Source organism: Bacillus sp. CR71, from assembly GCF_003429245.1.
GTDB classification, from domain to species: Bacteria; Bacillota; Bacilli; order Bacillales; family Bacillaceae_G; genus Bacillus_A; species Bacillus_A thuringiensis_S.
The window spans coordinates 5,775,807-5,790,087 of the sequence record NZ_CP031748.1 but is presented as its reverse complement, the minus strand read 5'-3'; the positions used below and the strand labels follow the sequence as shown (position 1 = coordinate 5,790,087).

The window sequence follows — 14,281 nt, the reverse complement described above, 5'->3', positions numbered from 1 at the left end:
TAACGATAATAAATTATGATTAAAAGATAATGTTAAGATTTTGTATGGAGGTCTTGGAATGTTAGCAAATCAAGCTAGGGTTAGATTTGAGCATTTTTTGCTCTTTTTTATTATTTTACAGCCTGTTTTAGATTTATTAACGTCTCTTAGCATCACTTTATTAAAGTCAAATGCTACCGTTGGAATTTTAGTAAGATTCCTTATTATGGCTGTTGGTGGTATTTACATTTTAATTCAGGCAAAAGAGAAGGAAAATAGAAAGTTTTTAATTTATCTTATATTATTAGCCGGAGTTTTAGGGGTAGGATTTATTAATAATAAACTAGTTAAGGATCCTATTGTACTTAGTGAAGAAGTTAAATTCGTTGCGAAAGCATTATATATATATATTATGCTGGGGTCATACATTTTAGCTTTAAAATCATTGAAAAAGACAGTTAATATTAGTGATAAGGTTCGAAATAGTATTGTATATTCTACATTAATCATTAATGCAATTATGGTTATTTCTATTTCAACATCTACTGACTTTGGTAGTTATGAATGGATGAAGGTTGGTTCTCGAGGTTGGTTCTATGCAGGGAATGAACTAGGTTCAATCTTAGCTATTATTTTCCCTATTGTGGTACTATATTCTATTCAAAAAACAAAAAGCGTGAAGCACGTTTTATATTGGATTCCATCAATTTTAATGATTTATTCTTTAATTCAAGTTGGTACGAAAGTAGGAATGGGTTCAATTGGTGTTACGTTAGCGGCAGCAATCGGAATCATTGTACTACAATTATTATTTGATAGAAAAAACCCGAATAAAAAAGCTCTTGCGCTTAACGCGTTAATTGCTATTATCCTATTAGCCGGTGTAGTTGGGACGTTTAAACAAACACCATTAGCGCAAAATATGGGTATTCACAATAACTATTTAACAGAGCAAAATGTAGCACAACAAGATCAAAAAGAACAAGAAATTAAAGATAAGCTGAAAAAAGAACAAGAACTTAAAGAAAAAGAAGAAAAGCACCATAAGGCTGAAAAACCAGAAGAAAAAGCGAAGATAGAAGTAGAAGTTAAGAAAGAACTTGAGAAAGAGCAAAAGAAAGAAAATCAAGAAAACCTTATTTTCAGTGGACGTCAAGTATATGAAGAAAGACATAAGCAGTTCTTTAAAGAAGCGCCAGTGTCACAAAAGTTATTAGGAATGGGTTATGCAGGTAACTTTAAATACAATGAACAAAAGCAACCAGATCCAAAATTAATTGAAATGGACTTCCATGATTGGTTTTATGATTTCGGGATTATTGGCTTTGTATTACTAATGATTCCATTTATTTATTACGGGCTAAGAATTCTACTAGCATTTGCTAAGAGATTTAAGGACATATTTAATATAAAATATGGAATGATTTCAGCAAGCTTATTGTTAGCGTTAGGTATTGCTTATATTGCAGGACATATTTTAACAGCACCAGGAGTTGGGATTTACTTTGTAGTGGTGCTAGCTTATCTAATAGTAGACCTAGAAATTGAATGATAAAAATAAAAGCTAACTTTTGTTAGCTTTTATTTTTTAGTACAGTAAAATAAAAATAGCTGGAAACGTAGCAAGGATTTAAAGGAGGAAAAAACATGAGAATATTGCATATGAATGCAGGAGCAGAAGATGGGGGAGGGAAAACACATATTATTTCACTTCTCGATCAGTTTCCAACTGGTGAAGTAGAATTAGCAGTATTTGAAGATGGAATTGTTGCGAAGGAAGCAAGGGAATTAGGGATAAAAGTCCATGTGTTTTCACAAAAATCGCGCTATGATTTATCCATTTTAAAGAATATAAGTGAATTTATTAATAAAGAAAAATTTGATGTAGTTCATACGCATGGTCCTAGGGCTAATTTCTATGTTTCTTTAATGAAAAAGAGAATAAAGGCAAAATGGGTAACGACTATTCATAGTGATCCATTTCAAGACTTTACTAAACAGGGCTTAAAAGGTTGGATTTTTACGAAATTAAATTTGAAAGCCTTAAAAAATATAGACTTATTTTTCGTAGTAACAAATAGATTGAAAAAAAGCCTGGCAGCATTAGGGATTTCAAATGAAAAGATGCATGTTATTTATAATGGAATTGAATACGATAAGGAAAAAGCAGAAGGCTATAATAAAAAAGAAATGTTCAATATTGCTGAAGATGTATTTACGGCAATCCAAGTAGCGCGATTACATCCTGTCAAAGGACATGAAGTTTTATTCGATGCGTTACAACAAACAAAATTGGAGAAAATTAAAGTATTATTAGTTGGCGATGGCCCATTAGAAGAAAATCTAAAGTCATTAGCTACTGAAAAAGGGATTAACGATAAAGTAGAGTTTTTAGGACATCGTCAAGATGTAAAACAATTATTTGCGTCGTCACATGTAAATTTATTAACTTCTCATAGTGAAGGGTTCCCACTAGTTTTATTAGAAGCGGCAAATCAACGCGTACCATCAATTGTGACTAGGGCTGGAGAAATTGAACCATTAATCGTAGATGAAACTTACGGATGGATTGTGCCAACAGATGATGGAAAGGCATTAGCATTAGCTTTAGAAGAAGCGTATGATAAGTGGAAAACTGGAGAATTAGCAGCAATGGGTAAACATATTTATGAGCATGCTACTATGAATTTCTCACTTCAAAAACTATATGAAGATACAAAGGAAACATATAAGCAATTAATAGCGAAAAACTTGTAATGATAGAGAGGATAGTTAACTATGGCAGTACAAACAGTTGATATTCTAGGCGTTCCTTTTTCTACAATGACAATGGATGAAACGGTCAAATATTTAAAAGAACAACTAGAAGCGGAGCGAACTCATACGTTTCAGGTAGTAACAGCAAACCCTGAAATTGTTATGTGCGCAAAAAAGGATGAAAAGTTCTATCAAACATTATTGAATACAGATTTAATTACACCTGATGGTATTGGGGTTGTAAAGGCAAGCGGCATGCTTGGTACACCTTTAAAAGAACGTGTAGCAGGTTTTGATTTAATGTGTAATTTACTTGCGAAGTTATCAGAAGATAGTAAACCAGTATCTGTTTTCTTATTAGGTGCAAAGCCGCATGTTGTACAAGCTGCAGCAGATCATTTAACAAAGACATATTCAGCTGTATCCATCGCCGGTACACAAGATGGTTATTTCAAACAAGAAGACGAAGAGAATATTATTTCTCGCATTCAAGAAGCAAAACCAGATTTATTACTTGTTGCACTCGGTTTCCCGAGACAAGAGAACTTTATCCAAAACAATAAGCATCGTTTAGAAACGAAAATGGCTGTTGGAGTGGGTGGAAGTTTAGACGTATGGGCTGGAGAGGTAAAACGTGCACCAAAATGGATTCAAGCGATTCATTTAGAGTGGTTTTATAGATTATGCAGTAATCCAACACGCTGGCGTCGTCAGTTAGTATTAGCGGAATTTTTAAAAGAAGTAATGCGTTCGAAAAAGTAGCGAAATATCGCTACTTTTTTTTATTTATTCATTTTTAATGAAGTGAAACTTTAATCAGTGAGTCATCCCTACTGATTATTAGCCCTCACCAATCGGGATAGACGTTTTACTTTTTGGGAATGATGAAGGAGAATTTTTTACACAAAAGTATTTTACTTATACAATTCACACATGTAAAATGATGTGTAAAGACACCTGTGTGAGGAGGACTTCTAGTGGGCAAGGTAAAAGAAATTTCGAAGCGCAAACTACTTGGTATAGCTGGACTTGGATGGCTATTTGATGCAATGGATGTTGGAATGCTTTCATTTGTAATGGTAGCCTTGCAAAAGGATTGGGGATTAACGAGCCAGGAAATGGGCTGGATAGGCAGTATTAACTCAATCGGTATGGCAGTAGGAGCGCTTATTTTTGGGATACTATCAGATAGAATAGGCCGAAAATCAGTCTTTATTATTACATTATTATTATTTTCTATCGGTAGTGGTTTAACTGCATTAACAACGACACTCGCGATGTTTCTCGTTTTACGCTTTTTAATTGGTATGGGGCTTGGCGGAGAGCTTCCGGTTGCCTCTACACTAGTATCAGAGAGTGTTGAAGCGCATGAGCGTGGGAAAATTGTTGTGTTATTAGAAAGTTTTTGGGCAGGTGGATGGCTAATTGCAGCCCTTATCTCGTATTTTGTTATTCCTAAATATGGTTGGGAAATTGCGATGGTATTGAGTGCAGTTCCAGCACTATATGCTTTATATTTAAGATGGAATTTACCGGATTCCCCAAGGTTCCAAAAAGTTGAAAAAAGACCATCTGTTATTGAAAATATAAAATCAGTTTGGTCTGGGGAATATCGTAAAGCAACAATTATGCTATGGATTCTATGGTTTTGTGTTGTCTTTTCTTATTATGGAATGTTCCTTTGGTTACCGAGTGTAATGGTGCTAAAAGGATTTAGTTTAATAAAAAGTTTCCAATACGTACTTATTATGACATTAGCTCAACTTCCAGGATATTTCACCGCTGCTTGGTTTATTGAACGTCTCGGTCGTAAATTTGTGTTGGTTACGTATTTAATCGGGACAGCTTGCAGTGCCTATTTGTTTGGGGTTGCGGATTCATTAACAGTATTAATCGTGGCAGGTATGTTACTATCCTTCTTTAACTTAGGTGCTTGGGGAGCATTATACGCCTATACACCTGAACAGTATCCGACGGTTATTCGTGGTACTGGTGCAGGAATGGCAGCAGCATTTGGGCGTATTGGTGGTATTCTTGGGCCACTATTAGTGGGGTATTTAGTTGCCTCAGAAGCTTCACTATCACTAATATTTACGATTTTCTGCGGATCAATTTTAATTGGTGTATTCGCTGTAGTAATACTTGGACAGGAAACGAAGCAACGAGAATTAGTATAAAGTGAAATTTTAAACGTAGCCCTGACCGTTTATTACCCTACACTACTCCGCTCTTTCTAGGCAGTTAATGTAGGATAAAGGGGGAGAGGAAACCGAAGTGGTTTCCTTTTTTCTGTTTTTTTAGATAAATAATGGTATAGTAAGAAAAAGGGATTATTTCTTATAAAAGCGAATGTATACAGCAGGACATATGGACAAAGAATTAGGTGGTTGAAGAAATGAAAATTTTACTGATCATGGAAGAGGCAGAAGAGAGAAGAGAGTTAGCTGAAAATTTCACTGAAAATATGAGAAATGTAGAATGTTTTGAAGCAAAGACAGGAACAGAATCTTTATTTATGATGAAAAAACATATACCAGACTTTGTTTTTTTAAGTTCCAAATTACTAGATGGTACTGGTTTTGAATATGCAAGTTTATTACGAGAAATAAATTGCTATACAAAATTTATTTTTGTAGGTGAAAACATAGAGGAATCTATTACAGCTTTTCGTTTCCAAGCATTTTATTATTTATTACGACCATTTCGTGAAGAAGATTTACAATTTCTTTTATATAAAATAGGTAAAGAACAAGGTGAGAAAGCAAAGAGTTATTTGCGGAAACTACCGATAGAAAGTCAAGAGGGTATACGATATATTCTTCCAGAAGATATCGTATATGTAAGTAAAAATAAAGAAAATAAAACTGTTTCAATTTACACAACGAATAATCAGTATATTTCAACATATACACTTCAGGAATTAGAAAATAAGCTAAATGCATATGATTTTTTACGTGTGCATAAAAGCTATTTAATTAATATGTCATATGTAAAAGAACTGAAACCTTATTATAATGGCACGTATAATTTGTATTTAGATAGGTATGATGAGCAACCGATTCCAGTCAGTCGTAATTATGTAAAACGCCTTCGAAATAACATTGAATTATAGTAGGTAATGAGAGTATTTTAACATGATAAACTGAAAATCCTTCATGATAGGGAGGATTCAAGTTAAATATTCAGAAAATTTAGTACAATCTCCACTAAGAAATAGTATTGGGGGAATTGTATGTGAAGACATTGAAATCGATTTTACTTTGGGGCGTTATTACAGCAGTAGGAGCAGGGGCTTTTGGGGTAATAGCTTTATCACAAGGTGAAACCATTAATGCTGTATGGCTCTTAGTAGCTGCTGTATGTGTATATGCAGTTGCTTATCGCTTTTATAGTAGATTTATAGCGAGAAAGGTTTTTAATTTAGATGATAATCGTCAAACACCAGCCCATACATTAAACGATGGGAAAGACTATGTTCCAACAAATAAGTGGGTATTGTTTGGACATCACTTTGCAGCGATTGCTGGGGCGGGACCTTTAGTAGGACCGATTTTAGCAGCACAAATGGGATATTTACCAGGGACCATTTGGATTATTGTTGGGGTAGTTGTTGCGGGGGCTGTCCAAGATTTTGTCATTTTATTTGCTTCGATGAGACGTAATGGTAAATCGTTAGGAGAAATGATTAAGGATGAGATTGGGCCTGTTACAGGACTAATTGCAATGATAGGTATTTTAGGAATTATGATTATTTTATTAGCAGTATTAGCGTTAGTCGTAGTAAAGGCACTGATTGGAAGTCCTTGGGGAATGTTTACGATAGCAGCAACGATTCCCATCGCTATTTTAATGGGAGTTTACATGCGCTATATTAGGCCTGGTCGTGTTGGAGAAGGGTCAGTAATTGGTATTATCCTACTTATTTTATCTCTTATTGGAGGACAGTATGTAGCAGAAAATCCAACACTTGCAAGTATGTTCACATTTAGTGGCGAAACAATTGCTATTATGCTTATTGTATATGGATTTATTGCATCTGCATTACCAGTTTGGATGTTATTAGCACCACGTGATTATTTAAGTACATTTTTAAAAGTTGGAACAATTGTTGGATTGGCGATTGGTATTTTAATTGTAGCACCTGATTTACAAATGCCAGCAGTTTCGCAATTTATTGATGGAACAGGTCCTGTTTTCTCCGGTAATTTATTCCCGTTCTTATTTATTACGATTGCCTGTGGTGCAGTCTCTGGATTCCATGCTCTTGTTTCATCAGGTACGACGCCAAAAATGATTGAACAAGAGGGACATGCACAGCCAATTGGTTACGGAGCAATGTTAATGGAGTCGTTTGTAGCTGCGATGGCAATGATTGCAGCTTGTGTATTAACACCAGGAACTTATTTTGCGATTAATAGTCCGGCAGCACTTATTGGTACGGATGTATCGCAGGCAGCTCAAGTTATTTCTTCATGGGGATTTGCTATTACACCAAATGAACTAAAAGAACTTGCTGTAAATGTTGGAGAGCAAACAATTTTATCACGTACAGGTGGCGCACCAACGTTAGCGATAGGTATGGCATATATTTTCTCACAAGTAATAGGTGGAACGGCGATGATGGCATTCTGGTATCATTTTGCTATTCTCTTTGAAGCCCTATTTATTTTAACAACGATTGACGCAGGAACGCGTGTAGGACGATTTATGATTCAAGATATTTTAGGGCATGTATATAAGCCGTTTGCGAAAACAGATTCTACATTAGCAAATGTAATAGCTACAACGTTATGTGTATTAGGATGGGGTTATTTTTTGTACCAAGGGGTAGTAGATCCGCTTGGTGGAATTAATACATTATGGCCACTTTTCGGTATTGCAAATCAAATGTTAGCAGGTATTGCATTATTACTTGGAACGACAATTTTGTTCAAAATGGGGAAAAAGGCATATGTTTGGGTGACACTTATTCCAACTGTTGGATTGCTTATTGTAACGATGACGGCGGGTTATCAAAAGCTATTTCATGAAAACCCTAAAATAGGATTTCTATCTCATGCAAAGGTGTTCCAGGGAGCATTAGATGAGGGGAAAGTGTTAGCACCAGCTAAAAATGTTGCTCAAATGAAGCAAATTATTTTCAATGATTATATTGATGCAGCGCTTTGCGGGATTTTTATGATAGTTGTAATCGCTGTATTAATTTCTGCAATTCGAATTTGGATTCAAGTATTAAGAAATAAGCCGATGCTGCTAAAAGAGGCAGCATATATTTCTAGAGATGAAAGTGAGTCGAGGAACTATTATGCTTAAACGACTACGGAAAGTATGGGGGGAAAGAAAACGCTTTATTAGTTTGCTCGTTGGGGTACCAAGTTATGAAGTATATGTGGAGCATATGAAAAAGCATCATCCTGAAGAAGAGGTTGTATGTCAAAAGCAATTTTTTGCTGAGGCACAAGAAGCAAGATTTAATGCAAAGGGTGGAAAAATATCACGCTGTTGTTAATGAAGAAGGGCGAGTTTTCGCCCTTTTTATTTTTTTGCTGTTTCACGTGGAACAGCAAAAAATAAACAAAAAACTTTGGGAATTATAGGGATTTCGTATACAATAAAGTGGGGAAGGGGATAGATGGAAAAGTAGGGAGATTATTTTATGTTAAGGGACTTATTTGTAAATACAACAATTATTCTTTCCTTTATTTTTGTTGGAGGTCAGCTTTTAAGAGATAGGCCGTTAAAAGAAGAGTTTTCTCTTTGGCAGAAATGTGTAGTAGGTATTCTTACTGGAATATTAGGTATATTACTAATGTATTTCGGTGTTCATGTTGGTACCATCCTATTGGATTTGCGCTACTTAGCTGTTATTTTAGCTGTTATAATTGGAGGCCCGATAGCGAGTACTATAGCTGTTAGTATGATTTTAGTAACTAGGTTATTATTTATGGATTATTCATTAGCTTCTCAAGTAGCTTTTTATACAATTATTGCGATAGGAGTAGGTAGTATCTTTATTTCGCGTCTAAATATCTCTCTAGGAGAAAAGTGGGCATGGTTACATACATATATTTTATCTATTCTAATCCCCTCACTATATATATGGTTAATTAAAGATATTAACATAGTAGGATTATATTTAATTTCTAGTATTATTACAGGCTACATAACATTCATAAGTGCAAATTACGTTTTACAATCCAATGAGTTATTCCAAACGATGAAGCAATACGCAACGGTAGACGCATTGACAGGTCTAGGAAACGTAAGACAGTTTGATTTAGAAATGAATCGTCATATTAGTAATAAGAACATGAAAAATGATTTGCTTTGTTTACTACTTATAGATATTGACCACTTTAAGTATGTAAATGATACGTACGGGCATCCTGCAGGGGACGAAGTGTTAAAACAAGTAGGATGTATTTTACGAGAAACTTCACAATTTCCAGATTTGGCTTTTCGAAAGGGTGGAGAGGAGTTTGCGCTTTTGATACCGAATAAGGGATTAGCTTACGGAATTCGTATGGGCGAGCAAATTCGTATAGCTGTTGAAAGTCACCCATTTCAATTGTTAGATGGAACAAAAATAAAAATTACGGTTTCGGTAGGGGTTTCAGAGTATGAAGGGTCATCAGAGCAATTTATTCAAGCGGCGGATGATGCGTTATACTACTCGAAACGAAATGGTAGAAATAAGGTCAGCTCTGCATCTTAAAGATAAGATGACCAGAAGACATAAAGCTTATAAAAAACACTCACAGAGGCAATGTATGAACCTTGTGAGTGTTTTTATTTATATATTAGACAAGTTCTTTTGATACAACGAATTTACGATATGCACCATGGTGAGTCGGACCTACGTATTCGTTAATTTTGAATGAGTAACGAATAGCAGCTGTGATGAATTCTTTAGCAGTTTTTACTGCTTCTTTCACAGGTTTTCCTTTTGCAAGTTCTGCTGTAATTGCAGCAGAATATGTACAACCTGCACCGTGTGTATTGGTTGTATCGATTTTTTCTGATTCTAGAAGATCGAATGTTTCTCCATCATATAGGACGTCGATTGCAGTTTCCGTACCAAGCTTGCTTCCGCCTTTAATTAGGACATATTTCGCACCTAAAGCATGGATTTTCTTCGCTGCTTCTTTCATGTCCTCAAGAGAATTAATTTTCACACCGCTTAATTGGTAAGCTTCAAATAAGTTTGGCGTTACAACTAATGCTTTTGGCACAAGAACGTCACGTAAGCAGTCATTTGTTTCAGGATGTAATGCTTCATCAGCACCTTTACATACCATAACAGGGTCAACTACTACATTTTTGAAATTGTGCTTTTCGATTGTTTCTGCAACCATTTCAATAATTTCTACTGATCCAAGCATACCTGTTTTTAAAGCGTCTACGCCAACACCTTCAATTGTTGTTTCTAATTGTGGTTTTAATGTAGAAGCTGGGATTGGAAATACGTTATGTGCCCAACCGTTATGTGGATCCATCGTTACGATTGTTGTAAGAGATGTCATTCCGTATACGCCAAGTTCTTGGAATGTTTTTAAATCTGCTTGTATACCAGCACCGCCACTTGTGTCAGAACCAGCGATAGTAAGTGCTTTATTTAATGTCATTATGAAAGCCCCCTCAAGTGATATAATGAAAACTATGTTTTCACCATTATATCAATGTTACGAATAAGTACAAAGTGAAAAGTAGATGATTTATTTTAAGAGCTATTTAAAATCTTGTATGCAGGAGACTGAGTATGTTTCGAGATAATCGTACAAATGAATTAGTTATATTAAAGGAAATTGCAGAAACATTAAATACATCAAATGATACATATCATGTATTGCAAGCAGTACTAGAAAAATTGCTCAGTGTAACAGGTTTAACGACAGGCTGGATTTTTCTTGCGGATGAAAATGGGAAGTATACGAAGGTGATCGATTACCAGTTACCAGAGGCACTTAAATATGAAAATAAACGCCCGATGTGTGAAGGTGAGTGTTGGTGTTTACGCGGCTTCGTAGATGGGAAATTAGAGAGAGCCGTTAATATTATTGAATGTAAAAGAATTAATAATGCAATTGAATATAATTGGGGAGATACAGAAGGAATTCTTCATCATGCTACGGTTCCTTTAAAGGCTGGAGGAGAGAAATTTGGTGTTTTAAATGTAGCTAGCCCCGGTAAAACACATTTTTCGGAAGAAGAATTAGTATTGCTCCAATCAGTTGCTTTCCAAATCGGGACAGCTTTAAAGCGAACAAAATTATATGAAAATGAAAAGCGAAGAGCACATTACTATGTGAAATTGGAGCGGTTTATTCAAGCTTTAAAAACGATTCATAAGTTTAATGTATTATCTGAAAAGGTGGTAAATCACGTAGGTGAAGTATTTCAGTGGAATCAAGTGGCGTTTTTTATTAGGGAAGAAATAGAGTTATCTTTGCGAGCTTCTTATGGGCAGGAAGAGTTACAAGAGGATGTAAAAGAAGCGGCAAAGAAGGCGTTAGAACAAGGTGAGCTAGCTCTATTAAAACGTGTAAATGGAGTTGTTATTGCTACGCCAATACATATTCAAAATCATATATTTGGTGTTTTATGTGTTAGTTTAAATAATGGAGAATTTGATGTTAATACAATAGATATAATTCAAGCATTATCGAATCACGTTTCATTAATAATAGAGAATCTAAGGTTAAACGAACAGCGCCGTGAACTCGTACGACTGGAAGAAAGAAACCGATTAGCAAGGGATTTACATGATTCTGTTTCGCAAAAATTATTTTCATTAACCTTTATGACAAAAGGGGCTGAGGCCGTTTTAAAAGGTCAAAATGAAAAGGTTGACCAATCTTTGCATGAGATGCGGGAACTAGCGCAAGGAGCTTTAAAGGAAATGAGAACATTAATTTGGCAGCTTCGTCCGGCAGGATTAGAAAAAGGTTTATTACCAGCTTTAAAGCAGTACGGTGAAAACTTGGGACTGAAAATTCGGGAACAAGTTACAGGTGTTCGTGATTTACCGCGTGTAGTAGAGGAAGCGTTATGGAGAATTGGACAAGAAGCTTTGAATAACGTAAGTAAACATGCGAATGTCAGAGAATCAACGATTTATTTCAAAGTGACAGAGAAGAATGTATCATTAGAAATAGTCGATCAAGGAAACGGCTTTGTAGAAAAGGATATAAAAGAGAAGAAATCACTCGGCATGACTACGATGCGTGAAAGAGTAGAATTAGTTGGTGGAACAATTAAAATTGTAAGTAGTAAGAAGCGAACGAGCGTAAAAGTAAATGTACCATTATGATGTGAAAATGAGGGAAGTTTGTGAAAATAAAAGTATTGTTAGTCGATGATCATACAGTCGTTTTAAAAGGATTAGCATTTTTCTTAAGTACACAGGAAGATTTAACGTTAGTTGGAGAAGCAAATAATGGGAAAGAAGCGTTAGTGAAAGTAGGGGAGACGAATCCAGATGTTGTATTAATGGATTTATATATGCCCGAAATGGATGGTGTCGAGGCGACGGCGTGCATCAAAAAAGAATATCCGAATGTGAAAGTAATTGTATTAACTAGCTTTTCTGATCAGGCGCATGTTTTACCAGCGTTAAGGGCGGGGGCAAGTGGGTATATTTTAAAAGATGTAGAACCGGATCAGCTTGTTGAAGCTATTCGAAGCGCATATAAAGGTAATATTCAATTACATCCGGATATAGCAAATACTCTTCTCTCTCAAACACTACCTGTGGAAGAAAAGGAAGAAGAACCTTCTATTCAAGTGGATGTGCTAACGGCGAGAGAAAATGAAGTGCTGCAGCTATTAGCGAAAGGGATGAGTAATAAAGAGATCGCTTCTGTTTTAGTTATTACAGAAAAAACGGTAAAAGCTCATGTAAGTAGTATTTTGAGTAAGTTGAATTTATCTGATCGCACGCAAGCGGCGTTATATGCAGTGAAAAATGGAATTGTATAAGACAAAAGTCGTAAGACCTAGTTCACCTTTAGAAGGTGGACTTTTTTTATGGAAAAATACGTCTATGTGAGGACGAAAATGTATTGATATAAAGATAAAATATGTTTGTAAGCAACAAAACAACAATTACAAGGGATACCTTTTTTGAAAGCATATAACAACATAAGAGTGAGTACTAGGAGGAAGAAATAATGGCAACAGTTTTATTTGTTAAAGCAAACAACCGTCCAGCGGAACAAGCAGTTAGTGTAAAATTATATGAGGCATTTTTAGCGAACTATAAAGAAGCACACCCAAATGATACAGTAGTAGAACTTGATTTATATAAAGAAGAATTACCATATGTAGGTGTAGACATGATCAATGGTACATTTAAGGCAGGTAAAGGATTTGATTTAACAGAAGAAGAGGCAAAAGCAGTAGCAGTTGCTGATAAGTATTTAAATCAATTTCTAGAAGCTGATAAAATTGTTTTCGGCTTCCCATTATGGAACTTAACGATTCCAGCAGTGTTACACACATATATTGATTATTTAAACCGTGCTGGTAAAACGTTCAAATATACACCAGAAGGTCCAGTTGGTTTAATTGGAGATAAGAAGATTGCATTATTAAACGCGCGCGGCGGCGTATATTCTGAAGGTCCAGCAGCTGAAGTAGAAATGGCTGTTAAATATGTAGCAAGCATGATGGGCTTCTTCGGTGCAACAAATATGGAAACAGTAGTTATTGAAGGACATAACCAATTCCCAGATAAAGCAGAAGAGATCATTACAGCTGGTCTTGAAGCAGCAGCTAAAGTAGCAAGCAAATTTTAATTGAAAATAGAATCGTCACTCGAAAAAAAGTAGCATTAACAGGTAAACGTTAATGCTACTTTTTTTATATTTTAAGTTCATCAGCCAGTTTTTCTAATTGAATTCGATCTTGTATGTAATAGGTTCTTCCGTCTTTTTTTAAGTAATTTTGTTGGCAAAATTGGTTTAATACATATAAAAGATGACGATAGCTGACATTTAAGTATTCTGCAGCCTCAGTATGCTTTTCTATATAACAATTATTTTGTTCTGTTAATAAAATAAAAGCAGCTAATCGATTTTCGAAAGGATAACTATAGTTTTTTGCGTAATTTTCAGTGCGAGTAATTGTCTTTTCTCCAATAAATTTGCATAAGTGCTGTAAAAACGTTGCATCTTGTAATAAAAGTTGCTGACAATCTTTAAGAGGAAGTGCTAAACAAACACAATCTTCTAGTACTTCAACGGACTTGGTGATATTTTCTACTCCTATTAATCCTAATTCCCCGATAAAAGATGGTGGTTGAATAAAATTAATTAATGAAACTTTCCCGTTTTTATGATTCATATATATTTTTGCTTTCCCAGAAATTAAGTAATAGAGATAAGGGAGGGCGTTTCCTTCGCTACATATCATCTCTTTCGTTTGAAAAGAATGCAGCTCTACATATGGCAAGACATGAAATGAAAATAGGGTATGGAATTGATGGATTCGCATGTATTGATAAATTTCTTCTTCATTTTTGCTGATTTTCATATTTTCACCCCTA

Annotated in this window: 13 protein-coding genes; 11 read left to right on the top strand and 2 right to left on the bottom strand. The window is 35.1% G+C overall.

Annotated features, from left to right (window positions below; genetic code table 11):
• Nucleotides 1-58 precede the first annotated feature (58 nt).
• The 8 genes from DOS87_RS29305 to DOS87_RS29270 all read left to right on the top strand — a co-directional run bounded on the left by DOS87_RS29305 (nt 59) and on the right by DOS87_RS29270 (nt 9,451).
• The gene (locus DOS87_RS29305; protein ID WP_098577937.1) at nt 59-1,531 is read left to right on the top strand and encodes an O-antigen ligase family protein; all 1,473 of its coding nucleotides are present in this window, start codon (nt 59-61) and stop codon (nt 1,529-1,531) included.
• A 95-nt stretch (nt 1,532-1,626) separates the two neighbouring features.
• The gene (locus DOS87_RS29300; RefSeq protein WP_016078221.1) at nt 1,627-2,736 is read left to right on the top strand and encodes a glycosyltransferase family 4 protein; all 1,110 of its coding nucleotides are present in this window, start codon (nt 1,627-1,629) and stop codon (nt 2,734-2,736) included.
• A gap of 21 nt (nt 2,737-2,757) precedes the next feature.
• The gene (locus tag DOS87_RS29295) at nt 2,758-3,498 is read left to right on the top strand and encodes a WecB/TagA/CpsF family glycosyltransferase (RefSeq protein ID WP_000290744.1); all 741 of its coding nucleotides are present in this window, start codon (nt 2,758-2,760) and stop codon (nt 3,496-3,498) included.
• A 215-nt stretch (nt 3,499-3,713) separates the two neighbouring features.
• Nucleotides 3,714-4,913, top strand: coding sequence for an MFS transporter (locus DOS87_RS29290; RefSeq protein WP_000521109.1), 1,200 nt, complete (start codon nt 3,714-3,716; stop codon nt 4,911-4,913).
• A 218-nt stretch (nt 4,914-5,131) separates the two neighbouring features.
• Complete coding sequence (locus DOS87_RS29285; protein WP_000698256.1) at nt 5,132-5,848, top strand: LytR/AlgR family response regulator transcription factor; 717 nt, start codon at nt 5,132-5,134, stop codon at nt 5,846-5,848.
• A gap of 122 nt (nt 5,849-5,970) precedes the next feature.
• Complete coding sequence (gene cstA / locus DOS87_RS29280; protein ID WP_000854306.1) at nt 5,971-8,049, top strand: carbon starvation protein CstA; 2,079 nt, start codon at nt 5,971-5,973, stop codon at nt 8,047-8,049.
• Nucleotides 8,042-8,245 (top strand): YbdD/YjiX family protein, encoded by a 204-nt coding sequence (locus DOS87_RS29275; protein WP_000919819.1) that lies wholly within the window; start codon nt 8,042-8,044, stop codon nt 8,243-8,245. The genes cstA and DOS87_RS29275 overlap by 8 nt, the downstream gene beginning before the upstream one ends.
• Nucleotides 8,246-8,392: 147 nt before the next feature.
• Nucleotides 8,393-9,451, top strand: coding sequence for a GGDEF domain-containing protein (locus tag DOS87_RS29270; protein ID WP_000942919.1), 1,059 nt, complete (start codon nt 8,393-8,395; stop codon nt 9,449-9,451).
• Nucleotides 9,452-9,536: 85 nt separating this feature from the next.
• On the opposite strand, the gene pdxK is transcribed toward DOS87_RS29270, so the two are convergent.
• Nucleotides 9,537-10,361 (bottom strand): pyridoxine/pyridoxal/pyridoxamine kinase, encoded by an 825-nt coding sequence (gene pdxK / locus DOS87_RS29265; protein WP_000174252.1) that lies wholly within the window; start codon nt 10,359-10,361, stop codon nt 9,537-9,539.
• A 134-nt stretch (nt 10,362-10,495) separates the two neighbouring features.
• On the opposite strand from pdxK, the gene DOS87_RS29260 reads away from it, so the two are divergent.
• The 3 genes from DOS87_RS29260 (at nt 10,496) to DOS87_RS29250 (ending at nt 13,532) form a co-directional block, all read left to right on the top strand.
• A complete protein-coding gene (locus tag DOS87_RS29260) occupies nt 10,496-12,046 on the top strand; it encodes a GAF domain-containing sensor histidine kinase (protein ID WP_000488150.1) in 1,551 nt (516 codons plus the stop codon).
• Nucleotides 12,047-12,066: 20 nt separating this feature from the next.
• Entirely contained in the window at nt 12,067-12,714 is a 648-nt protein-coding gene (locus DOS87_RS29255) for a response regulator (protein WP_000695816.1), read from the top strand.
• A gap of 191 nt (nt 12,715-12,905) precedes the next feature.
• On the top strand, nt 12,906-13,532 hold the full coding sequence (locus tag DOS87_RS29250) for an FMN-dependent NADH-azoreductase (RefSeq protein WP_000246719.1): 627 nt from the start codon (nt 12,906-12,908) through the stop codon (nt 13,530-13,532).
• Between the two features lie 64 nt (nt 13,533-13,596).
• On the opposite strand, the gene DOS87_RS29245 is transcribed toward DOS87_RS29250, so the two are convergent.
• Nucleotides 13,597-14,268, bottom strand: a complete 672-nt coding sequence (locus DOS87_RS29245) for a transcriptional regulator YeiL (RefSeq protein ID WP_208730170.1) — start codon at nt 14,266-14,268, stop codon at nt 13,597-13,599.
• Between the last annotated feature and the right edge of the window lie 13 nt (nt 14,269-14,281).